Source organism: Sphingomonas sp. F9_3S_D5_B_2 (genome assembly GCF_054263715.1).
On sequence record NZ_JBSZFB010000001.1, the window covers coordinates 500,786 to 524,360 of the forward strand.

General features: G+C 65.2%; 16 protein-coding genes. 10 read left to right on the forward strand and 6 right to left on the reverse strand.

From position 1 onward, the window contains the following. Positions 1-23 precede the first annotated feature (23 nt). Together ACUXST_RS02435 and ACUXST_RS02440 are read right to left on the reverse strand one after the other, a co-directional pair. Positions 24-404: a hypothetical protein gene (locus ACUXST_RS02435; protein WP_458388355.1), complete on the reverse strand. Its 381-nt coding sequence runs from the start codon at positions 402-404 to the stop codon at positions 24-26. Next, on the reverse strand, positions 392-2,530 hold the full coding sequence (locus ACUXST_RS02440) for an alpha-glucuronidase family glycosyl hydrolase (RefSeq protein ID WP_458388996.1): 2,139 nt from the start codon (positions 2,528-2,530) through the stop codon (positions 392-394). The genes ACUXST_RS02435 and ACUXST_RS02440 overlap by 13 nt, the downstream gene beginning before the upstream one ends. Before the next feature lie 69 nt (positions 2,531-2,599). Between ACUXST_RS02440 and ACUXST_RS02445 the strand changes: the two genes are divergently transcribed. The 4 genes from ACUXST_RS02445 to ACUXST_RS02460 are packed head-to-tail and all read left to right on the forward strand — an operon-like array spanning position 2,600 to position 7,270. Continuing rightward, a complete protein-coding gene (locus tag ACUXST_RS02445) occupies positions 2,600-3,754 on the forward strand; it encodes an endo-1,4-beta-xylanase (protein WP_458388356.1) in 1,155 nt (384 codons plus the stop codon). Then, a complete protein-coding gene (locus ACUXST_RS02450; protein WP_458388357.1) occupies positions 3,747-5,312 on the forward strand; it encodes a GH39 family glycosyl hydrolase in 1,566 nt (521 codons plus the stop codon). The genes ACUXST_RS02445 and ACUXST_RS02450 overlap by 8 nt, the downstream gene beginning before the upstream one ends. 3 nt (positions 5,313-5,315) lie before the next feature. Continuing rightward, complete coding sequence (gene mgrA, locus ACUXST_RS02455) at positions 5,316-6,365, forward strand: L-glyceraldehyde 3-phosphate reductase (protein WP_458388358.1); 1,050 nt, start codon at positions 5,316-5,318, stop codon at positions 6,363-6,365. Then, positions 6,362-7,270 carry a polysaccharide deacetylase family protein gene (locus tag ACUXST_RS02460; RefSeq protein WP_458388359.1) on the forward strand — a complete coding sequence of 303 codons (909 nt, stop codon included), beginning with the start codon at positions 6,362-6,364 and terminating at the stop codon, positions 7,268-7,270. The genes mgrA and ACUXST_RS02460 overlap by 4 nt, the downstream gene beginning before the upstream one ends. On the opposite strand, the gene nagA is transcribed toward ACUXST_RS02460, so the two are convergent. Together nagA and ACUXST_RS02470 are read right to left on the reverse strand one after the other, a co-directional pair. Further along, the gene (gene nagA / locus ACUXST_RS02465) at positions 7,267-8,409 is read right to left on the reverse strand and encodes an N-acetylglucosamine-6-phosphate deacetylase (RefSeq protein ID WP_458388360.1); all 1,143 of its coding nucleotides are present in this window, start codon (positions 8,407-8,409) and stop codon (positions 7,267-7,269) included. The genes ACUXST_RS02460 and nagA overlap by 4 nt on opposite strands. Next, positions 8,409-9,455, reverse strand: a complete 1,047-nt coding sequence (locus tag ACUXST_RS02470) for an SIS domain-containing protein (protein ID WP_458388361.1) — start codon at positions 9,453-9,455, stop codon at positions 8,409-8,411. The genes nagA and ACUXST_RS02470 overlap by 1 nt, the downstream gene beginning before the upstream one ends. An 82-nt stretch (positions 9,456-9,537) precedes the next feature. Between ACUXST_RS02470 and ptsP the strand changes: the two genes are divergently transcribed. Further along, positions 9,538-11,991, forward strand: a complete 2,454-nt coding sequence (gene ptsP / locus ACUXST_RS02475) for a phosphoenolpyruvate--protein phosphotransferase (protein WP_458388362.1) — start codon at positions 9,538-9,540, stop codon at positions 11,989-11,991. Continuing rightward, on the forward strand, positions 11,988-13,676 hold the full coding sequence (nagE, locus tag ACUXST_RS02480) for an N-acetylglucosamine-specific PTS transporter subunit IIBC (protein WP_458388363.1): 1,689 nt from the start codon (positions 11,988-11,990) through the stop codon (positions 13,674-13,676). The genes ptsP and nagE overlap by 4 nt, the downstream gene beginning before the upstream one ends. On the opposite strand, the gene ACUXST_RS02485 is transcribed toward nagE, so the two are convergent. Continuing rightward, complete coding sequence (locus ACUXST_RS02485; protein ID WP_458388364.1) at positions 13,673-16,231, reverse strand: family 20 glycosylhydrolase; 2,559 nt, start codon at positions 16,229-16,231, stop codon at positions 13,673-13,675. The two genes, nagE and ACUXST_RS02485, sit on opposite strands and share 4 nt — an antisense overlap. A gap of 102 nt (positions 16,232-16,333) precedes the next feature. On the opposite strand from ACUXST_RS02485, the gene ACUXST_RS02490 reads away from it, so the two are divergent. Together ACUXST_RS02490 and ACUXST_RS02495 are read left to right on the forward strand one after the other, a co-directional pair. Further along, positions 16,334-17,374, forward strand: a complete 1,041-nt coding sequence (locus ACUXST_RS02490; RefSeq protein WP_458388365.1) for a glycosyl hydrolase family 18 protein — start codon at positions 16,334-16,336, stop codon at positions 17,372-17,374. After that, complete coding sequence (locus ACUXST_RS02495) at positions 17,358-18,467, forward strand: acyltransferase family protein (RefSeq protein ID WP_458388366.1); 1,110 nt, start codon at positions 17,358-17,360, stop codon at positions 18,465-18,467. The genes ACUXST_RS02490 and ACUXST_RS02495 overlap by 17 nt, the downstream gene beginning before the upstream one ends. Positions 18,468-18,470: 3 nt before the next feature. Here ACUXST_RS02495 and ACUXST_RS02500 read toward each other — a convergent pair whose 3' ends face one another. After that, positions 18,471-20,819, reverse strand: a complete 2,349-nt coding sequence (locus ACUXST_RS02500) for a glycoside hydrolase family 3 N-terminal domain-containing protein (protein WP_458388997.1) — start codon at positions 20,817-20,819, stop codon at positions 18,471-18,473. Between the two features lie 156 nt (positions 20,820-20,975). On the opposite strand from ACUXST_RS02500, the gene ACUXST_RS02505 reads away from it, so the two are divergent. Together ACUXST_RS02505 and ACUXST_RS02510 are read left to right on the forward strand one after the other, a co-directional pair. Then, the gene (locus ACUXST_RS02505; RefSeq protein ID WP_458388367.1) at positions 20,976-22,061 is read left to right on the forward strand and encodes a LacI family DNA-binding transcriptional regulator; all 1,086 of its coding nucleotides are present in this window, start codon (positions 20,976-20,978) and stop codon (positions 22,059-22,061) included. Between the two features lie 68 nt (positions 22,062-22,129). Beyond that, positions 22,130-23,569 (forward strand): sugar porter family MFS transporter, encoded by a 1,440-nt coding sequence (locus ACUXST_RS02510; protein WP_458388368.1) that lies wholly within the window; start codon positions 22,130-22,132, stop codon positions 23,567-23,569. Positions 23,570-23,575: the final 6 nt, after the last annotated feature.

A 23,575-nucleotide genomic window follows, 5' to 3' on the forward strand; every position in this document is an offset into this window, starting at 1 on the left:
GGTGCGGCTTTGAAAGGCCCGCTTTAGGGCAGCCGGTACGGCACCCACTCGTTGAGGTTGCACGAAGGTCCGGGGATGCTCGTCCCGGGCTCCAGACCACGAATGCGGTCGCCGCGGCAGTATTGACCGCCCGCGCTGCCCTCAACGATCAGCGTGTTGAAGTGGCTGATGCCGGGACAGACGCTCGCCAGATGATTGACGTAGATCGTGCGGCCGTTGCCGTAGGCGACCGTCTGGGGGTCCAGTACGTGAAGGTTCTCGGCCGCGTTCGTCGATACGCATAGCTCGGGAGCGCCGGGAACTCGGCCGGCGAGTGCCTGGGCCGCCTCGGCGCCCGGGTGCATGACTGGCCGCGAACAGCCGGCAACTGCAGCAACGGCAGCAAGCAAGATCAATGAACGCATGGCGGACCTCCTGAAGCAGCAACGCTTCGACCGCAGTTCCCGATCCTCGGCGCGAGGAACCCGGGGACCGTGTCGAAGTGAATGGCCTTATACCATGAAAGCGGGTGCGCAGGTGGGGGGTGGCCCGGGGGCAGGGGCAGCTTCGACAGGCTCTCGAAATAAGCGATGGATGCATCGCGCCACCACCGGGCTTCGCGCCGTTGCCGGTCGAGCGAGGCGGCGACTGCGGCGTAGCGCTGCGCGTCGACGTATTGGCGAACCGCTGACCAGGTGCGGTTCATGGCTTCCACCTCGTCGACGCCGCGGTCGTAGTGAGCGACCAACTCGTCCCAGAGCGTCGCTCCGGATCGCATGCGATAGGTCCAGGGCAGGTGATGGAACCAGAGCAGATCGCCGTCAGGTACGCAGCCGAGGTCTGCGAAGCAGCGGGCGACCTCGGGGGCGTACTGAGCCACTGCGTTGCTGCCGCTAGCGGTCCGGTCGGAGCCGATGCCACTCGCGTCAGCGCGGTTGTAGTAGCCAGGATTCCACATCGGCACGGCCAGGTCCTTGATCCACGGCCCGGGACCGTAGTGGTGGTCCGTCGCCATCTGGTGGGCAAGTCCGAGCGGGGCCATGTAGTCGACCACCGCCTCGCGAGAGCCGAGCATCATCGCGACGACGCGTTTGACCACGCCAGGGTCGTTGCCCCAGGTCATCCGAGTCCATTCCGCCGCGATGCTGGAAGGGTCGGCGGAAGGGTTCCAGGCGAGCCGGCCGAAGGTGTACCAGTTGCCCTGGTCGAAGTCGGAACCGTTCCAGCTAGAATCGCTGCCGGTATTGGCGACGCCGGCCATCGCGCTGATGGTGTCCTGGACTTGCGAGGAGCGGCGGGGGCGCGCGGTGCGGCTGCGAAGCGCTTCCGACCACATGCTGCCGAGCCAGGCGATGCCGGCAGTCTCGCCGAGATATTCGCGGGTGACCTGCACTTCCATGGCCAGGCGCGTCTTCGGCATGGCGCCGAACAGCGGGTGGAAGGGCTCGCGCGGCTGGAAGTCGATGGGTCCGTTTTTCACCTGGAGGATGACGTTCGGCGCGAACTTGCCGTCGAGCGGCACGAACTCGTCATAGGCCTGCCTGGCGCGGTCGTCGGTGTGGGTGCCGGAATAGACGAACGCTCGCCACAGCAAGGTGCCGCCGTGCGGCGCAAGTGCCGCGGCAAGCATGTTCGCGCCTTGCGCGTGCGTTCGCCCGTAGCTTTGCGGCCCGGGCTGGCCTTCGGAGTTCGCCTTGACGAGGAAGCCCCCGAAGTCCGGGATCAGGCGATGGATTTCGTCGGCCTTGGCTCGCCACCAGGCCCGGACTGGCGGGCTCAGTGGGTCTGCGGTCTTGAGGTGTCCGAGTTCGATCGGAGCCGAGAAGCGGGCGGAGAGAAACACGCGAATCCCAAAGGGACGCCATGCGTCGGAGAGGGCTGCCACCTTCCGCAGATATTCCGGCGTGAGGATTCGTGCGTCGGCGTTGACGTTGTTGAGAACGACGGCGTTGATGCCGACCGATGCATTCGCGCGCGCATAGTCGATCATTCGGGGGCTAATTCGCGGCAGTTCGTGCCAATTCCACAGCGAACGGCCAGCGTAACCGCGCTCGACAGTGCCATCGAGATTGTCCCAATGATCGAGCATGCGCAGCGACAGCTTCGGGGCGTCGCGCACGTCAATGTGGTGGACCGGCTGCTGCGTCTGGATGAGCCGCAGGAATGCGAAGGCGCCGTAGAGTGCGCCGACGTCGCCGCAGCCGGAGATGATCGTTACTCTACGACCAGAGATGCGGGTGCCGTGGAGCCGATAAGTGCCCGTCGGCGTGCATTTCGCGGACCTGAGGACAATAGCACCGTCGGCGATTGCGGACTGCTTCACCGGGCGGGCGAGGAGCCCGCTGAGCCCGCGCTCCAGTTCGCTTGCCGCAACTTCGAGGGTGCGGCTTCGGTGCTCGATCACGATAGCCGTGGCGTCCGCGGCGTAACGCTCCTGCAAGGCCGGCGGGAGCGGGCGATAGCGCAGCCACAGGTCGTAACTGCTGTCGGCTTCAGCCGGCCCGGCGAAGAGCAGCGACGCGAGCAGCCACGCAAGCAGCGAAATAGTCAGGCGAAGGGCGGGAGTCGTTGACAAGGCGGCGACCTGCTTAGCATTGGTAGCGCTACCATAGGAGAGGTGATGGAGCTTACCCGTCGTGAAGCGCTGGCCGGTGGAGCGCTCGCGCTCACGGGATGCGCAGGGCCTGCGATTCCTGGACCGGGTGCTCCCCGCGCCGACTCGCTGGATGCGTTCGCGAAGCGGACTGGACGGCGGTTCGGTTCGGCCGTCGCCTGGAGTCTGCCCGGGGCCGACAAGGGCAGCTTCGCCAATCCAGCCTACGCTGCGCTCCTGGAGCGCGATTGCGAGCTGCTGGTGCCCGAGAACGAGCTGAAGTGGCAATGGTCCCGGCCGGGACCGGAACAGTTCGACTTCCGCGCATTCGACGCCATCGCGGATTACGCCACCAGCCACAGCTTCAAGCTGCGCGGGCACACGCTCTTCTGGACGCCAGCGAAATGGTACCCGAAGTGGCTGGCACAGACGCAATTCCGTTCGCGGGAGCAGGCGGCTCGCCTGTTGACCACTCACGTTCAAACGGTGGCGCGCCGTTATGGTCAACGCATCTATTCGTACGACGTCGTCAACGAAGCCGTGCAGCCGGAGACCGGCGAAATCCGCAGCACGAACGTCACGCAAGCGCTCGGGGGCGAGGGGTTCCTGGACCTCATGTACCATACGGCCCGTGCCGAGGCTCCGCACGCGCAGCTGGTCTACAACGACTATATGAGCTGGGAGCGCAACAGCGAGGACGAGACGCACATGCGGGGCGTCCTCAAGCTGCTGGATGGCTTCCGCAAGCGGGGGACGCCGGTCGATGCCCTCGGGGTGCAGTCGCACATTCGTCTGCTGAAGCCGCTGAGCGTCGCCGAGATCGTGCGCGAATCCGAAGGGCCGTGGCGGCGCTTCCTCGATGAGGTCACGGCGATGGGCTACAAGCTGCTGATCACCGAGTTCGACGTCAACGATCACAGCGCTCCTGCCGACATTGCCTTTCGGGACCGGATGGTTGCCGATTATGCGAGAGCTTATCTGGATGTCATGCTGAGCTATCCGCAGCTTGGCGACGTGCTGTGCTGGGGCATGACCGACCGGTACAGCTGGCTCGAAGATTTCGACCCCCGGGCCGACAAGCTGCCGAAGCGTGGACTGCCCTACGATGCGAGTTTCCGGCCCAAGCCGATGCGGGGCGCCATAGCGTCGGCGTTTGCCGCGGCGACAACGGCCCATGCTTAAGGTGCGGACGGGGCTGCTGGCTGCGGCCGCGCTCGCCAGTCCGACCTTTGCCTCGGCAGCGCCACGTCAGATTACGCTAGACGTGGCCCAGGCGAAGGAGCCGGTCGACCGCTTTTTCGACCTGTCGGTTGGCTCGGATTACCCCGGGTCACTGGTTCGGCCCGATGCGCAGGCGCAGCTGAAGGCCAGCGTCGACGAACTGGGTTTCCGCTACGTCCGCTTCCACGCCATCTTCCACGACGTCCTCGGAACGGTGAAGGTCGTGGACGGCAAGCCAGTCTATGACTGGAGCGGGATCGACAAGCTCTATGACGCGCTGCTGGCGCGTCACATCCGGCCGTTTGTCGAGATCGGCTTCACGCCCGGAGCGCTGAAGACCTCCGACAACAGCATTTTCTGGTGGAAGGGTAATACCTCACATCCGGAACCGGAGAAGTGGCGAGACCTTGTCGATGCATTCGTGCGTCATCTGGAGGCGAGGTACGGCCAAGGCGAGGTCCGCAGCTGGTACTTCGAGGTCTGGAACGAGCCGAACCTGGACGGCTTCTGGGAGAAGGCGGACAAGCCGGCCTATTTCGCCCTCTATGATCTGACTGCACGAACAGTGAAGGCTGTTGATCCTGAACTTCGCGTCGGCGGTCCTTCGACGGCAGGCGCGGCATGGGTTCCTGACTTCCTCGACCATGTCGCCAGGAGTGGGGCACCAATCGATTTCGTCACGACTCATACCTACGGCGTCGACGGCGGCTTCCTGGACGAGAAGGGGGAATCGGATACCAAGCTGTCACCGAGCCCCGACTCGATCATCGGCGACGTGCGCAAGGTCCGAGGTGAGATTGCCGCGTCGAAATTCCCCAAGCTGCCGCTCTATTTCACCGAGTGGAGCACGAGCTACACGCCGCGCGATCCCGTTCACGACAGCTACGTCAGTGCGCCGTGGATATTGACCAAGCTCAAGGGCTCCAAAGGCTCACTGCAGGCAATGAGCTACTGGACCTACACGGACATCTTCTACGAGTCCGGTCCGCCGCCGTCGCCGTTTCACGGCGGCTTCGGGCTGATGAACATCGACGGAGTCCGCAAGCCCGCCTGGTTCGCGTACAAATATCTTCACGCGCTTCGCGGGAAGGAGATCCCGGCCGGCGACGATCAAGTGCTTGCAGCCAGCGAGCCGGGGCGCACTGCGGCAGTGATCTGGGACTGGGCCCAGCCGAAGCAGGACCTGAGCGACCGGCCGTATTACACGAAGGTGCACCCGGCGCAGACGGCGGCGCCTGCCAAGCTCGCTTTCGAACATCTGAAACCTGGCCCGTATACGCTCACCATCCACCGGACCGGCTTTCGCCAGAATGATGCGCAATCCGCTTACCTGGAGATGGGCTCACCGGCCAAGCTGTCCGCGGCACAGCTTGCGCGCCTGCAAAGGCTGACGCGCGATCTTGCGAAAAGGAAGCAGGCGGTGCGCGTTGGCTCCGGCGGCGCCTTCACCGTCACGGTTCCGATGCGGACCAATGACGTGGTGCTGGTAGAGCTCAAGCAGACATCGAAGAGGAAATAAGGCGTGGTTCCCGAGCAATTCCAGGCCGACGCCCGGCGCTATGATGGGCGGATGCCCTATCGCCGCTGTGGACGAAGCGGGCTTGACCTGCCGGCGATCTCGCTCGGACTGTGGCAGAATTTCGGCGGCGCCGACGTTTTCGAAACGGGCCGTTCAGTGCTTCGGCGTGCCTTTGACCTCGGCGTCAATCACTTCGACCTCGCCAACAACTATGGGCCGCCATACGGGTCGGCGGAGGAGAATTTCGGGCGCTGGATGGCTGCGGACTTCCGGACCTACCGGGACGAGCTGATCATCTCGACCAAGGCGGGATACGACATGTGGCCCGGTCCGTACGGCAATGGCGGGTCGCGCAAGTATCTTCTAGCCAGCCTCGACCAGAGCCTGAAGCGGATGGGGCTCGACTATGTCGACATCTTCTATTCGCACCGGGTCGATCCCACGACGCCGATCGACGAGACGATGGGCGCTCTGGTTCAGGCCCATCGCCAGGGAAAGGCGCTGTACGTTGGTATTTCGTCCTACTCGCCGGAGCTGACCCGGCAGGCGTTCGACATCCTCAAAGGCGAGGGGGTGCCGCTCCTCATCCACCAGCCGTCCTATTCGATGGTGAACCGGTGGATCGAGCAGGGCCTGCTGGACACGCTCGACGAGCTTGGTGTCGGGTGCATCGCCTTCTCGCCGCTCGCGCAGGGAATGCTGACGAACAAGTATCTGGGCGGTGTGCCGGATGATGCGCGGGCGGCGAAGAATGGGTCCTTCTCGAAGGACTTCCTGACCCCTGAGAACCTAAAGCACATCCGGTCGCTGAACGAGTTGGCCCAGGAGCGCGGGCAGAGTCTGGCGCAGATGGCGCTTTCCTGGGTGCTTCGCGATGCGCGCGTCACCTCGGCGCTGATCGGCGCCCGCAACGTCGCGCAGCTCGAAGATTCGCTCGGGGCCTTGCGCAAGCTCGATTTCAGCAGCGACGAGCTTGCGCGTATCGACGAGCTCGCCACGGACGCCGGGATCGACATCTGGAAGTCGTCGTCGTCAATCGGAGCAGCGTCATGAGTCGCCTCGCAACAGCCGCCGCGGCGTTCCTGCTGCTGGAGAGTGCAGCGCCTGCACAGTCCGCTGCGCATCCGCAGATTGCCATCACGATCGATGACCTGCCGGTCCATGCGCCTTATCCGCCCGGCCTGACGGCGCTCCAGGTCAACCGGCAGATGATTGCGGCCCTGAAGGCCGCGCACGTGCCGGTCACCGGCTTCGTCAACGCCGTCAACGTGAAGGATGCCGGCACGAGGCAGGCGCTGCGGGAATGGCGGTCGGCAGGTTTCGTCCTCGGCAATCACACCTGGTCGCACCCGCACCTCAGCGAGATGACCATCCCGCAGTTCGAGGAGGAGCTGACCAAGGACGAGCCGACCCTGTCGAAACTGGGCGGGCGCAGCGACTGGCGCTGGTTCCGCTACCCGTTCCTCGATGAAGGAAAAGACCCGGATCAGCGGGTCGCTGCCAGGGCAGTGCTTGCCAAGCATGGGTACCGCGTTGCCGATGTCACAACTGGGTTCTCGGATTGGGCCTGGACGCCGGCTTATGCACGCTGCAGCGCGAAGCACGACGGGGCGGGGGTCGCCCAACTGGAGCGGCGTTACCTCACCGCAGTCCGCAAAAGCATAGTCGACGACCGCGAGAGCGCGCGGAAGCTCTATGGCCGCGACGTTCCTTACGTGCTGCTGATGCACGTCAGCGCGATGAGCGCGCACATGATGTCGCAAGTGCTCAGGATCTACCGGCAGGCCGGTTATCGCTTCGTCTCGCTCGCCGAGGCCGAGAAGGACCCGGTGTATCGCGCATACACTGACCTGAAGTTGGCCCCGCCGCCATCGCGCGGAGAGGCGGCGAAGCAGAGGCACGTCAAGCTCCCGGCGCCGCCCGATTACTCGGCCACGCTCGCGGAGATTTGCGCCTAGGACACGGGCGATCGGACCCCGTCGATCCAGGTTTCCGCGACCTGGAGCTCATCGTCGAGGATAACGAAGCTCGCGCGATGGCCCAGCGCGATTCGCCCAAGCTCATGATCGAGGCGGATGAAGGCAGCGGGGTTGGTGCTTGCCATCGCGATCGCGTCGGCGAGATCGACGCCGAGCATGCCGACAGCGTTTCGGACTGCGCTCGCCATGTCGAGGTCTGAGCCTGCCAGTGTCGCCCTCGCCGTGACGCAGCGGCCGTCGACGACGGAGATGGTCTCGCCGTTCAGAACGAAAGTCTTGTCGCCGCCGACGCTCGGCATGGCGTCGGTGACCAGCATGAAGCGACTTAGCGGGGCGGCGCGGAGCGCCACTCTCAGTACGCGCGGATCCACGTGGAGGCCGTCGACGATGATTCCGCACCAGCTGTTTTCGTGGAGCAGTGCAGCGCCGACCACGCCCGGTTCGCGAGCCGTCAGCTGGGACATAGCGTTGAACAGATGGGTGAAGCCGCGCAGGCCGGCCGCCAGGGCGTCGTCGATCTGCTGCGCCGTCGCCTGTGTGTGGCCGGCGCACAGGATCACGCCTGCCTGGACGAGGCTGCGGAAGGAGTCATCGGGGACGGTCTCGGGAGCCACCGTCACGACCGTCGCTCCGCCGATCGGCTGGCGCAGCAGATCGACTTCCCGCTGGCTGATCCGGCGCAGCTTGGTCTCGTCGTGGACGCCCTTCTTCTCGGGATTGAGGAAGGGGCCTTCGATATGAACTCCGAGGACGCCAGGGATGCCGGAGGCGATTGCCTCACGAGCGGCATCGAGGGCGGCGGCGATCTTGGCTTCGTCGTCGCTGATCAGCGTTGGGAGGAAGCCGGTGGTGCCGAAGCGACGATGGGCAGCACCGATCGCGGCGATGGTTTCGACGCTCGGGTCGTCGTTGAAGAGGCGGTTGCCGCCGCCGTTCACCTGCACGTCGATGAAGCCGGGAACGAGCATCCGTCCTTCAACGTCGAAGGTCGGAATTCCCCTCGGGAGATCTTCTTGCGCGCCGATTGCCGACACCCGGCCATTGTCCATAAGGACGGCTCGGCCCGAGGCGAATTCGCCGTCGAGCAGAACCCGGCCGTTGATCAGGGCCTCGGCCATCAGCGCGTCTCCGTGACCTTCGCGAGGTGCGGGGGACTGTCCGGATCGAGTCCGCGCGCGAGGGCCAGCGCATTGGCAGCGCGGTAGAAGGAAGCAATCTGCAGAATCGGCTCAAGCAGCGGCGTGCACGCTATGGTGGGCAGCGTTGTCGCGCCTTCCGCTTGCGCACCCGCCAGGAACACGCGCGCGCCGCGCTGCGCCAGCGCGCGTGCAGTCTCCTCGACAGTGGCGAGCGTGTCGTCCGACTGGCTGAAGATCAGCGCCGGAAAGCCTGCGCGGACGAGCGCCATCGGGCCGTGGCGAAGCTCAGCGGTGCTGAACGGCTCGGCGTGAAGCTGAGATGTCTCCTTGAACTTCAGCGCGGCTTCCTGTGCGATGGCGAAGCCGACCCCGCGTCCGAGCACATAGAGATCACGCGCGTTGGCCAGCTCATCGACGAGTGCCGGCCACTCGAGATCCCATGCTCGCGTCAGCAGTGCTGGCAGTCCATGCAGATCATTGCGGAGAGCGTCGTCGTCGGCCCACTCGGCGACCACCCGTGCGATCGCCGACAGCGATGTGATGAACGACTTCGTCGCCGCGACGCTGCGTTCCGGACCGGCCGCGAGGTCGATGATCTCGTCGGCGAGGTCGCCCAGCGGCGAAGCGGAGTGATTGACGAGTGCAAGCACCCAGGCGCCGGCTGATTTGAGGCTCGAGACCGTTTCGAGCAGGTCGGGGCTTCGCCCGGACTGGGAGATGGCGATGCAGACGGCACCCTCCGCCCGCAGCCGCGAGGCGTAGACGGAAGCTACCGATGGCGCGGCCGACGCGACGGGCACTCCGATGCGCGTCTCGATCGCATATTTCGCGAACGTCGCCGCATGGTCGGAGCTTCCACGCGCACAGGTGATCACCACCGGCGGTGAGCGCTCGCGGAGGGCTGCGCCGATCCGGTGCAGCGCTTCGGCGTCGCGCTGCTGGCGTGCGACCGCGGCGGCGGCTTCGGCTGCCTCGCGGAACATCTTGGTGGCGGGCGGGGCGGCCGCTTCGGACAGGTCTGTCATGGCTATTGACGCACGGTAACGATGTGCCGGATGCACGCACAATGACAAAGTTTAAGGTGCGCGTTCCCGTGGGCTCCAGTCGATGAGCCGAGTAACCTTGAAGGCCCCGATCGCGGGCTGGCTGACAAGCGTTCGTGAAGTCCCGGATCCGGTCTTTTCCGAAGAGATGATGGGGGTCGGTCTTGCGATCGACCCGACGGAGGGGACTCTCGTCGCGCCCTGCGACGCCGAGGTTCTGCTGGTCGCCCCGAGCCAACATTCGGTGACGTTGAAAACGGAGACGGGAGCAGAGTTGCTTATTCACATCGGTCTGGAGACCGTTGGTCTGGCCGGCAAGGGCTTCGAGGCTCATGTCCGTGACGGTGACCGCGTTTCCGCCGGCGATCAGCTGATCAGCTTCGATCTCGACACCGTGGGGCTAGAAGCGAAGAGCCTCGTCACGCCGATCGTTCTGACGAATGCGGGCGAGTTTCGGCTGTCGGCCGAACCGCTCGACCGCTTGATCGAACGCGGTCAGCTGATCGCGTCGATAGAAGGTGGCGAGCAGGGATCCGTCGAAAACTCCACCGACGCATCTGCGGCGGTCACCCGCCAAGTGGTGATCGCCTTCGAGCATGGGCTTCACGCAAGGCCGGCGGCACGGATCGCCGACGCTGCGAAACGCTACTCGAGTGAGGTGACGATCAGCCTGGCAGGCAAGAGCGCCAATGCCCGCAGTCCAATCGCCATCATGGCGCTTAACGTCAGGCACGGCGACGGCGTTCAGCTGAGTGCTGCCGGGGCCGACGCCGAAGCTGCGCTCGATGCGATTGTTGCGGTTCTGGACGCCGGAGAAGTCGAGCAGCGGCCAGCGGTCGCGAAGGCTCCGGGTCGGATCGTTGCGAAGAACGAGATCGGCGGCGTGTGCGCCCTTCCTGGCGTAGTTCTTGGGACTGCGATGCACTGGCGCCGGCAGGTCAAGAAAGTGGCCGAGGAGGGCCGGGGCGTCAGCGAAGAACGCTCAGCGCTTGAGCAGGCGCGAACAGCCGTGCGCGAGCGCCTCGAAGCGCTCAGTGCGAGCATGGATGGTCCCGCCGCGACCATCGCGCAGGCGCACATCGGGTTGCTCGACGATGAGCAATTGAATGCTGCCGCAGCTGCCGAGATCGAGGCTGGCCGGAGCGCCGCTCGCGCTTGGCAGGCTGCGACGGGGAGCGCAGCGGAAGCATTGCGTTCGTCGGGTAATCCGTTGCTTCGCGAGCGTATTGCAGATCTTGATGACATCACCGCGCAGGTCACCGCCGCACTCTCGGGAGATGCATCGTCCGGTATCGAACTGCCGGAAGGTACGATCCTGCTGGCGGACGAACTGCTGCCGTCCGAGTTGATGTGGCTGCGGCGCGACCGTGTCGCGGGTCTAGCGACCTCCGGCGGCGGACCGACCTCCCACATGGCGATCATCGCCGCTTCGTTCGGAATCCCGACGCTCGTCGCAATGGGACCGCGCCTGGCCGAAGTCTCGGATGGCACGCGCGTCCTGCTCGATTCGACGGCGGGCGTGCTCGTGATCGATCCCGACGAGCACGCGCAGGCACGTGCGGCGGCGCATGGAGAGCAGTCGAGTCACCGAGGCGATTGCGTCACCCGCGATGGTGAGCGGATCAGCCTCCTGGCGAACCTTGGAAGCCTTCGCGACGCCGACGCGGCGCTTGCTGCTGGCGCGGAAGGCTGCGGCCTGCTGCGGACCGAATTCCTGTTCCTGGACCGGCTGGAAGCACCGTCCGCGGAAGAGCAGCGCGGCGTTTATCAGTCGATTGCAGACGCCCTAGGTGATAGGCCGCTGACTATCCGGACAATCGATATCGGCGGCGACAAGCCGGTGCCCTACATCCGCTTTCCCGACGAGCAGAACCCGGCACTGGGTGCTCGCGGCATCAGAACTGACCTGTTCAAGCCGGAATTGCTCGAGGAGCAATTGCGCGCCATCGCACAGGTGACCGGCAAGCATATCAAGGCGATGCTGCCGATGGTGTCCTCCGTCGATGAGCTGCGGGGCGTTCGTGCTCGGCTCGATGAGCTTGGGAAGCGAGTCATGCTTGGAGTGATGGTCGAGACGCCCGCGGCGGCATTGATTGCCGATCGGCTGGCGGCGGAAGCGGACTTCCTGTCGATCGGCTCCAATGATCTTGCGCAGTACACATTGGCCATGGACCGGACGAACCCGCTGCTCGCCGCCTCGATCGACTCACTTCACCCCGCTGTGCTGCGGTTGATCGTCATGACGGCTGCGGCTGGACAGAAGGCCGGGAAGGCGGTCAGCCTGTGCGGCAGTCTCGCCTCCGAGCCGCTCGGCGCACTTCTTCTCGTCGGCTTCGGAATTCGCGAGCTGTCGGCAGTTCCGGCCGCACTGCCCGCGGTGAGGAGTGCACTCGCGCGCGTCTCCGCCGCCGATTGCCGACGTGTCGCAGAGCATTCGCTCAAGCTCGAAACCGCGGCTGAGGTGCGAGCGCTCGCAGCCGAACTCATGAATGCTCCAGTCCAGGGAGGCGCACGATGATCCAGCTTCGGGTCGACAAACTGCAGCCGCTCGGCCGCGCGCTGATGCTGCCGATCGCCGTCCTGCCCATCGCGGGGCTGATGCTTCGGCTCGGACAACCGGACCTGCTCAACATCGCTTTCATCGCGGCCGCCGGCGACGCCATCTTCTCCCACCTCGGCTTGCTGTTCGCCATTGGCGTGGCCGTCGGCCTCGCACGGGAAAACCATGGTGCGGCAGGACTGGCCGGGGCGGTGTGCTACTTCGTGCTTACGGAAGGCGCCAAGGCACTGCTTCAGGTGGCGCCGGACGCCGCGGCGGCCTTCACGGACCAGGCCGCGAAAGACCTCGCAATCGCGGCGTGGAAGGCGAAGCAGCTGGACAAGCTCAGCATTCCTGCCGGCATTCTCTCGGGAGTTGCCGGCGGCATGCTCTACAACCGGTTCAGCGACATCAAGCTGCCTGATTATCTCGCATTCTTCGGCGGACGCAGGTTCGTGCCGATCGCGGCCGGCGCCGTCGGGCTGGTTGGAGCATTGCTGTTCGGCCTGGGCTTGCCGGCGCTGGAGAGCGGCATCGACCATCTCAGCCGCTGGGTCGTGGCGTCCGGCAACTTCGGCCTGTTCGCCTACGGGTTCCTCAACCGGCTGCTGATCGTGACCGGGTTGCACCACATCATCAACAACATCGCCTGGTTCATCATTGGCGATTTCCACGGCACGACCGGCGACCTGAAGCGGTTCTTCGCCGGCGATCCCACTGCCGGCGCGTTCATGGCGGGCTTCTTCCCGGTCATGATGTTCGGGCTGCCGGCGGCCTGCCTGGCCATGTACCGGGCGGCGCTTCCGGACCGTCGCAAGGCGGTTGCCGGCATGCTGCTGTCGCTGGGACTTACCTCTTTCCTGACCGGCGTGACCGAGCCCATCGAGTTCAGCTTTATGTTCCTCGCGCCCGCGCTTTACGTTCTGCACGCGGTGCTCACCGGCGTTTCAATGGTGGTGATGAACCTCCTCGGCGTGAAGCTTGGCTTCGGCTTTTCGGCGGGCCTGTTCGACTATGTTCTGGGGTTCGGCATTTCGACGCGGCCCCTGCTGCTGGTGCCGGTCGGCCTGGTCTATTTCGCCGTCTACTACTTCTCGTTCAGCTGGTGCATCCGGCGCTTCGACCTGAAGACGCCTGGGCGGGATATCGGCGACGTTGTCGCTCCGCGTGAGGTCGGCACCGGAACTCGCGGCGGGGACTTCGCCCAGGCGCTCGGCGGGGCCGCCAACCTGCGGACGATCGATGCTTGCATGACGCGGCTGCGGCTGACGCTCGCCGATCCAGCCGCGATCGACGAGGCGCGGCTGCGGGCGCTTGGAGCGAAAGGCTTCGTTCGGCCCGGGGGCGATGCGCTGCAGGTCGTCCTCGGCCCCATCGCCGACCAGGTTGCCGGCGAGATTAGGGCCAGCGTGCGAGGCGCGCCCGCTGCCCCTGTCGCGGGCGCAGACTGGCTGCAAGCGCTCGGCGGTACCGCTAACGTCCAAGACGTCCAGCAACGGGCGGGTAGGCTGATCCTAAGGCTCGCCGACGCGGGCAAGCTCGACGAGTCTGGCTTGAAGAGCCTTGGCGCTCGCGGGGTAGTCCGGTCGGAAGCCGCCCGCGTGCACATCCTCACGGATGCGTCCACCGCGACGTCCCTCGCGGCGCAGCTCCAGGCGGCCTAGCCCGCGTTGACCTCGACCACGCGGCTGGTGCGGCGTCCGTCGAAGGAGCGGGCGCGGACTTCGACCTTCCCTTTGACGCGGACCGGCCCGGAGTAGCGCGACCAGCTCGTGCCGTTCGTGCGGTACTCGATAGTCTGCTGCGGGAATTCGCTGTTCGCCTGCAGCGAGCCGCCGATCACACGTGCACCGGGAGGTGCCAGCCGATACTTGACGCCCGCTTGCTCCAGCGCCCGCAGGTGCATCGGCATCTTTGCGGCGAAGCGGTCCCAGTCGGAAGTGAGCGCCTGAGCGCTGACTTTACCGTCGCCGTACGAGTAGGAGGCTCCTGCCCGATAGGCGGGTTCCCAGGAGCCACGGTGCCAGGCTCGCTCGGAAAGGGCGAGCAGGCGAGGGAACAGCATGTAGTCGGCAATCGAGTCGCGTCGGACCGTCTCGCTCCACAGGTTGGCCTGCGCCCCGTCAATCGACGCGGAGGCTTTCAGCGGGACTGTGTCCGTCATCGTCGTCGGCTTGTTCTGGATGTTCTTCAGTACCGAAGCATTGGCAGCGAGGTTGTCCGGGATGAAGCTGAACACGTTGAAGGTATCGTTTCCGCGCGTGCCCCAGTCGTAGCCGCGCTCCAGCGGGTGGGGCGCATAGGGCATGTCGAAATAGAGCACATTCGGCACTGCGATGACCGTCTTCCAACCCTGGTTGGCCGTGCGGTGCGCTTCGGCCGTAGCCGCGGTAAACAGATCGCCCCAGATGTCCGACTGAACGCTGCGCGGCATCTTGGCCGGATCGACATGGTCAAGGCCGTCGCTCCAGCCAGCGGCCGTAATGTGCTTGCGTGCGAGCGAAGCGGAGACCCGCTCGATGAACATCGGCCCGAGATGCTCGACCGTCAGCCCCGTCTTGGCCATCAGCGCGCGACAGGCGGGTGAACCCGACCACGCGCCTGCCGTCTCGTCGGCGCCAATGTGATAGGTCTTGAGCGGAGCGCCGGCCGCGGCGTGGAGCGCGGCGATGTCGTCGACCACTGCATCGATGAAGCGATAGGTGCTGTCGAGACAGACGTTCAGCGTGTTGTCGTTGTAGTTCTGGACGCTGCGATACTGGGTGGTGTCGCCCGGCTCGACCAGGCGGAAGCGCTCTGCGTCCGCCCGGCGTCCCGCGGCCATCAGCCGGCGGTAGCGAACTTCCATCGAGCGGACCGCAGCCCGGGAGTGGCCAGGCATGTCGAAGGAGGGGATGACTTCGATGCCTCGCGCCTTCGCTGCCTTGAGAATCTCGATGTAGTCGGCACGGCTGAGATAGCCGTTGATCGGAGTGTCGCGATCGGGGCCCGCGCCGAGCTGCGGCTGCAGGCAGCGCGTCTCGGTTGGATCGTAACAGCGGAATCCCCCGACTTCCGTGAGCTCAGGGAAACGTGCGATCTGCAGGCGCCAGCCTTCGTCGTCCCCGAGGTGCAGGTGAAGCTTGTTGAGCTTGTAGCGACCCATCTGCTCGACGATCTTCAGCACTTCCGCTTTGCTGTGGAAGTTTCGCGCCAAGTCTATGTGAAGCCCGCGAAAACCAAAGCGCGGCGCGTCCTCGACCAACATCGGCGGGACCAAGCCACGCTCGTGCGCGGCTTCCTGTGCGAGCGATTCAAGAGCGTATCGAGCACCGGCGGCGTCCGCTGCCACGATGTCGACGCCGGCGGCTCCGCTGGTCAGGCGATAACCTTCCGCGTTCAGGCGAGCTCCGGGGGAAACTCGAATGCGAAGAGCAGGACCGTTGACGCCAGCACGAACACCGGCGCTCCCGAGATCGGCAATAGCAGCGGCAAGCTGGGGCTGCGTGACGCCGGAAAGGCTAAGCCGGACGCCCCGCGTGAGGTCCAACGGCGCACCAGCCACCCGGCGGATCAGCGCCGGCTGCGGGATGATCGCGAACTCGGCAGGCGCGACGCCGGCAGCACCCCGTTGGGCGTAGAGATTGTAGGCGCGCTCCGGCGTCTGCCACCGGGTCTGGTCGTCTGCCGCTGCAGTGCCGAGGCGAGCCTCGTCCGCCAGCGGTGCCACGAAGGGAAGGGATTCCAGGCCGCTCTCCGGGTCGACGGTAGGGCGCGTTGCAGCAATCACCGTAGGCGCGAGATCCCCGGAGGCCAGGAACATGTTCGGAAGCGGATAATAAGCGGAGAAGAAGTGACCCTGCGTCCACAGGCGGATGCGATAGGTCTTGCCCGCTGTCAGCTTCACGCCCGGCTTGGGTTCGAGCACATGCAGGTCGCCGTTGATCAGGCGCACGGCGAACGCATTGCTATCCGCCTGGATCACGGGAGCGACCGAACCGAAGAAGAGCTTGAAGCCGCCGCTTGCGAGATCGGGCGCGAGGCTGGAGGGTATCCTCAAGTCGAGTTGGGACAGGAAGCAACCACTCGCCTGACCCGGGCACTTGGCGGGCTTGTTGTCGAGGATCGTAAGCCGGACGCCCATGTTGCCGGCCAGCGAGTTCAAGTCCTGCTGTGAGGCTGACAGGGCCGGCGATGCCAATGACGACGCGATCAGCAACGCGATCACTTTACGGCGCATGTTTGAGACTTCCCCTCCGGTTTGTCGTGGTGGTGTCATGCGTCCGGACGAGGGTCAATCGACTCCTGTTGCCCTGCGCATTCGACCGGCTAGGCTGCAGCGATGAAGCGCATAATCCTGTTTGTTGCCGCCGCATTGCTGTCCACCTTTCCCGCACATGCCGCGGATCGCGGCAGGGTCGTCGGCTATATCGCCGCTTTCAAGGGGCTGGACCGAGCCATCGATCAGGGCACCTTCGAGAATTACACCCAGCTCGATCTCGCATTCGTCAACCCGACGCCTGCGGGTGAGGTCCTAGGACCGAACGGTCTTGCCTGTGCGCCCGACGCAAGCCGCGCAATGATTTCGGACGCGCAGCTTCGAAGGCTGGTTGCCGCCGCGCACCAAGCGGGCGCCAAGATCGTCGCTTCGCTCGGCGGCGCTGTGATCCCCGCCTGTGGCGGCGATTGGACGAAACTGGCCGCTGCACCGTTGCGGCAGAAGGTTGTCGCCAGCGTCATGGAGATGGTCGATCGCTACGGGCTCGATGGGATCGACATCGACCTCGAGGGCGAGTTGATGATGAGCATCGACAAGGCGGGCAATTACACGCCGCTCGTGCGCGAACTTGCCGAGCCTCTGCACGTGAGGTCGAAGCTGCTTACGGTGGCGACCGCGTCTTACCCGGGCGGAATGGCGCCCGATGCGTCGCTGCCGTACTTCGACGTGATCGGAGTGATGTCGTACGATGGCGTCGGGCCAACGTGGGGTCCGGCCGGCGGGGAACATTCGACGTACGCCCAGGCTGAAACCGACCTGCGGCTATGGCTCGGCAAGGGCGTTCCGGCGGAAAAGCTTGCGCTAGGCGTGCCGTTCTACGGGCACGGATTCGGCAATTACGCTGAAAGCCTGACGTTGAATGAAATCGGCGCCCGCTTCGGCAAGCGACAGCTCACTGGCGATGTCGTCGGGCAGCGTTGCGGAGGGTGCAGCTACGTGACCTACAACGGCTTGCCGACGCTGGAACGCAAGGGCCAACTCGCCGGCGCCTGGGGAGCGGGCGTGATGGTGTGGGAGATTGGCCAGGACCTTCCCGGCAATGTCGCCATTCGCCGGCTCAACGAAGGTTACCAGGAGGGGCGCGCTTATGCCCGCCCCCACTGAGCAGACGAGGCCCGAGCGACTGGTGTCGCTCGACCTGCTCCGCGGGTTGGCTGTCATCGGGATGATCCTGGTCAACGAGATGGCCGGCATGGCGCCGCCCGTCTATCCGCTGCTCCTCCATTCGCACTGGGACGGGCTGACCATCGCCGACGTGGTCTTTCCGAGCTTCCTGTTCATGGTCGGCGTTTCGATCCCCTTGTCGCTGAGGCGAGTGCAAGATGCGGATTATGCGCGCATCTTCTGGCGGACTGTGCGCCTGGTGCTTCTCGGATTCATCCTGTCAAACATCTTCTGGTTCTCGCAGTTCAACTCCGGAAACTGGCGGCTGTTCGGCGTGCTTCAGCGCATCGGCCTGGTATACGGCGCCTGCGCGGTCATGGTCCTGAACCTGTCGCCCCGCACGCGGCTGATCATCGCTGCAGCCATTCTGGTGCTGTACTGGCCGATGTCATTGATCCCCACCCTCGATGGCGTCTCGACGGACATCTGGGTGAGGGGACATAACTTGGTTGGCTCGGTCGACCGTGTGCTGCTCGGTGCCGGCAACCACATCTATGTACCGGGCCCGGAGGGCTACGATCCGGAGGGGTTGCTGGGCACTCTGCCTGCCCTTGCGCAGGGCCTCATCGGTGTTGCGGTTGGCGAATATCTCATCCGCGACGAACGAGGGGAGCGCACGCGGTCACTTGCGATCGCCGGCGCGGCGATGGTCGTCGCCGGCATCGCCTGGGGCTTTGTCTTCCCGGTGATCAAGGACATCTGGTCGAGCACATTCGTGCTGGTGACAACGGGCATCGCCCTGCTGCTGCTGAGCGCTTTACACGCGGCATTCGACGGCAAGCCGATGACCGGCATCCGCCGCGCCATGGAAGTGGTCGTGCTTCCCTTCGGCATGAACGCGATCGCCGCCTACACGCTTCACGAGGTCGCCTATTCGCTGCTCGGCTGGGACCTGATACAATTGCCTTACCGGCAGCTGAAGCCGGTCCTCGGCGGCGAACTGGCGGCGTTCGTGCCCGTGCTCCTTTTCATCGCCTTCGTTTGGTTGGCGATGTTCTACCTGTGGCGGAAGCGCTGGCTGATCCGTATCTGACAATTAGCCGGTAACCGTCAGCTTCGTGCTCTTGAGATCGACCGAGTTCGGCCCTGCCGAGATGGTGAAGGTGCCCGGTTCGACGACCTGCTTCATGTCGGGATTCCACAGGGCAAGATCAGCCGGATCCAGCGTGAAGGTGATTGTCCGGCGCTCGCCAGGCTGAAGCGTCAGGCGCTGGAAACGCTTGAGCTCGATCACCGGACGAGTGACGCTTGCCTCGTCGTCGTGGACGTAGAGCTGGACCACTTCGTCGCCGGCACGGCTGCCGGTGTTCGCGACGTCGACCTCGACCCGCGCGGGCTGGTTGCCGGCGATTGCCGGCGTCAGAACGCGCGGCGCCGAGATGTCGAACCGCGTGTAGCTGAGGCCATAGCCGAACGGGTAGAGCGGCTGCGTGCTGTCGAACAGATATCCACGGCGTGAGGTCGCCTTGTGATTGTAGTAGACGGGCAGCTGGCCGACGGAACGCGGGATCGACACCGGCAGCTTGCCGCCGGGGCTCACCTTGCCGAGGAGCACATCGGCGACAGCGTGGCCGGTCTCTTGGCCAAGATACCAGCCTTCAACCAACGCTGGTGCGTTCGCCGCCAGGTAGTTGACCGTCAGCGGTCGCCCGTTGAGCAGGACCACGACCGTCGGCTTGTGAAGCGCGAAGATCGCGCGGGCGAGCTCTTCCTGCTGACCGACGAGGTCGAGCGAGGAACGGTCGCCAAGGTGGCCTTCCGCCCACGCTTCGCGGCTGGTCTGCTCGTTGTCGCCAAGCACCATGACCACGACGTCCGCCTTGCGCGCGGTCTGAACCGCTTGTGCGATGAGGCGGCGGTTGACCGATGCAGGCACGAGCTTGACCTCGTCGCACGACCAGCAGCGGCTTTCGGTGACGCGGACGCCTTCGGAATAGTCAACGGCGAAGCGGCCGCGGCCAGCTTCCTGCATCCCTTCGAGGACGCTGACCACGTGCTTCGGCACATCGCTGTAGCCGCCGATCGGCGTGTCCTTGGCATGCGTGCCGATCACCGCCATCCGGCGGATCTTCGCTGGGTCGAGCGGAAGCAGATTGTGGTCGTTCTTGAGCAGGACCACGGCTTTGTCCGCTGCCCGACGCGCAAGAGCGACCGCGTCCGGAGTAGCAGTCCTTGCTTCGGAGGTGGCGGGGTCCGGGAACGGATCGTCGAACAGCCCGGACTCGATCTTCAGGCGAAGCACTCGGCGCACCGACTGATCAACCAAGGCTTGCGGGACGCGGCCTAAACGGACGAGCTCCGGCAGCTTGGCGAAGCCCTCCGCATCGGGCGTTTCGATGTCGACGCCGGACTTGATCGAGCGGTCCGCGGCGGCTGCGATATCGTTGACGAGCTTGTGGCGGCTCATCAGCTCGCGGATGCCATAATAGTCGCTGACGACGGCGCCCTGGTATCCCCATTCGCCGCGCAGAACGTTGTTCAGCAACCAGTTGTTGGCGTGCGAAGGAATGCCGTCGATCTCGTTGTACGAGGCCATCACCGACCGCACAGGATAGGTGTGGATCGCGCGCTCGAACGGCGGGAAGAAGTCCTCGCGGAGCTCCCGCTGGCCAAGATGTGCGGGGCCGACGTTGGTACCGCTTTCGGGTTGCCCATGGCCGGTGAAGTGCTTGAGCGTAACGAGCACCTTGTCGGGACCGAGCGGCAGCGTCGGACCCTGGAACCCGCGGATGGCGGCGAGCCCCATCGTACCGACGAGATGCGGGTCCTCCCCGAATGTTTCCTCGATGCGGCCCCAGCGCGGGTCGCGCGCAATGTCAACGACCGGGGCGAGCGCCAGGAAGGCGCCGCGCGCGCGCATTTCACGCGCGGCCACAGAGAACACGTTAGTGACAAGGTCCGGGTCCCAGGTGCTCGCCAGTGCGATCGCCTGCGGGAAACTGGTGGCACCGCGGGCGACGTAACCGTGGAGCGACTCCTCGTGCATCAGAATCGGGATCCCGAGCCGCGTATGCTCGACTGCCCAATGCTGGGCCGCGTTTACGTACTCCGCCGTGTCGCGCGCGTCGCGGTTGACGTCCTGGGTTGCTCCCGCCGCACCATTGCCGGCGCTGACGCCGCGCTTGTCGGAAGGGCGAGCCATTCCGCCGATGCCGTTGGGGAATGCTTGCGACGCTGCTTGCGGCGAGAACCGCCCGTCGGCGGTTTGCACCTTGGCCTTCTGCTCCCATACGGTGAGCAGCTGCGCGACCTTCTCGTCGAGCGTCATGCGCGCAAGCAGATCGTCGACTCGCCGATCGACCGGCTGCCGGACGTCCTTGTAGACGGGCAGCGCAGACTGCGGCTGGGCCAATGTGGCGCTCGTCGAAGCGAGCGACAAAGTCATCGCGGCCACGACCGGCCAGCGCGGTGTTCGCACGTCGTGCTCCCCTCAGATCACGAAGAAAATGGTAGCGCTAACGTAGCTTCCCGGCAGCCGCGGTCAACGCGCTTCGATTGCAATGGCTGTTGCGGTCTCTTACCCAGCGTGGGAGGGGTTTGAATGGCGAAGCCGAGCCGGCGCGGACGGGGAGCAGTCACGATCGAGGACGTCGCACGCGCCGCCGGCGTGTCGGCGATGACCGTCTCACGAGTCATCAACCACGGCAAGAATGTCCGCGAGTCGACGCGCGCCGCCGTTCTCGAAGCCATCGAGCAACTCAACTATTCGCCGAACACCGCCGCGCGAAGCCTCGCGGCCGGTGAAGCGACGCATATCGGCTTGCTCTATGCCAACCCGAGCGCCGCCTATCTCAGCCAGTTCCTGATCGGCGGGCTCCACGCTGCCCGGAACGCCGGCGTCCACCTCGTCATCGAATCGTGCGAATCCGAGGATGCGGACGAGCAGGCCGAGGTTACACGCCGTTTCGCGACCAGCGATGTCGAAGGCGTTGTCCTGCCGCCCCCGCTGTCGGAATCGCAGCCGATCATGGCGGAGTTGGATGCGCTGGGCATCCCGGTCGTCACGGTGGCGATGGGCGCGCCGCGCGAGGATAGCCTCAACGTCCGTATCGACGACCATGCCGCGGCAATGGAGATGACGCGCTACCTGCTCGACCTCGGGCATCGGGAGATCGGCTTTATCAAGGGGCACCCGAACCACATCGCGTCGCTCGATCGGTACCGCGGTTTTTGCGACGCCATGCGGGAGGCGGGGCTGGACTGTGACGCTGCGCCGGCGGAGCAGGGCTACTTCAGCTACCGGTCCGGGCTGACCGCAGGCGAGCGTCTGCTGTCGCGGCCGAACCGGCCCACGGCCATCTTCGCCAGCAACGACGACATGGCCGCGGCAACGATGAGTGTCGCCCACCGCCGGGGGCTCAACGTGCCTGACGACCTCAGCATCGTCGGGTTCGACGATACCGCGCTCGCGACCAGCGTCTGGCCGGAGCTCACCACGGTCAAACAGCCGATCGCTGCAATGGCAGAGGCGGCCCTGGAGCTGCTCATCGCCGACCTTCGGGTCCACCACGCCGGTTCAACACGCAAGTTCGCCGAGCGGGTGCTGACACACGCATTGATCATCCGCGAATCCGCCGCGCCGCCGCCGCGCAAAGCCAAGTCGCGCAAGGCGGAAAGCCGAAGCTAGGGCGTTGCGCGACGCAGAAGCGGCGTGTTACCGCTAACACGTGCTAGGAGGCACGAGGGGAGAGAAGAATGGTCGAAGCAAGTCCGCAGCGGGCGAACATGGGCTTCATCGGCGCGATCGTGGCCGTGGCGACGATCGGCGGTTTCCTGTTCGGTTACGACAGCGGCGCCGTGAACGGCACCCAGGACGGGCTGACCAAGGCCTTCAATCTCATTCCCGGCAGCCTGTCGCCGAGCAACGGACTTGGCTTCACTGTCGGATCACTGCTCATCGGCTGTTTCATCGGCGCGTTTTTCGCCGGGCGGCTTGCCGACACAATGGGCCGCCGCAACGTCATGCGCGTCGCCGCTCTGCTGTTCCTGGTCGGGGCGCTCGTGCAGGGATTCGCCCACGACCACGTGCTGTTCCTGCTCGCGCGGATCATGGGCGGCATGGCCGTCGGCGCCGCGAGCGTGCTGTCGCCGGCCTATATCTCCGAAGTCGCGCCGGCGAGCATTCGCGGGCGAATGACGACGGTGCAGCAGATCATGATCATCACCGGCCTGACCGCCGCGTTCGTGATCAACTACTTCCTGGCCAAGGCCGCGGGGCAGTCGACGGCTGGCTTCTGGGGAGGACTGGAAGCCTGGCGCTGGATGTACCTGATGCAGGCGATCCCGGCAGCGATCTTCCTCGTCGCCTTGTTCTTCATTCCGGAGAGCCCGCGCTATCTCGTTTCGAAGGGCCGGGACGATGAGGCGAGCGGGGTGCTTGCCAACCTCTTCGGGACCGACGTGGCACGGGCCAAGCTCGAGGAGATCCGCGGAACGTTCAGCGCCGACCACCGGCCGCGCTTGTCGGACGTTCTCGCACCTGCGGGTTCGCGCAGCTTGCTGGGTATGCGCCCGATCGTCTGGGTCGGCATCATGATCGCCGTCTTCCAGCAGCTCGTCGGCATCAACGTCATCTTCTATTACGGCGCGACGCTGTGGCAGCTCGCCGGCTTCAGCGAGAATGACTCGCTGCTGATCAACATCGTCTCGGGCGCGGTCTCGATCGCAGCGTGCTTCGTCACCATCCTTCTGGTCGATCGCATTGGCCGCAAGCCGCTGCTGCTGATCGGTTCGGCAGGCATGGCCGTGGCCCTGTTCATCATGGTGTACGCGTTCAGCCAGGGGACGCTCGATTCGGCCGGCAAGCTCGTTCTCTCGCCGGACCTGGGCAAGATCGCCGTCGTCGCAGCCAACCTCTACGTGATCTTCTTCAACGTCTCGTGGGGGCCGATCATGTGGGTGATGCTGGGCGAGATGTTTCCCAACCAGATCCGCGGGTCGGCACTTGCCGTCGCCGGCTTTTTCCAGTGGTTCGCGAACTTTCTGATCTCGTTCAGCTTCCCGTCGATGGCGGCGAACTGGGGCCTGACCGCCAGCTATACCTTCTATGCGGTTTCGGCCGTGATCAGCTTCTTCCTCGTGCAGAAGTTCATCCGTGAAACGCGCGGCAAGGAACTCGAGCAAATGGAAGGCTGACGCGCG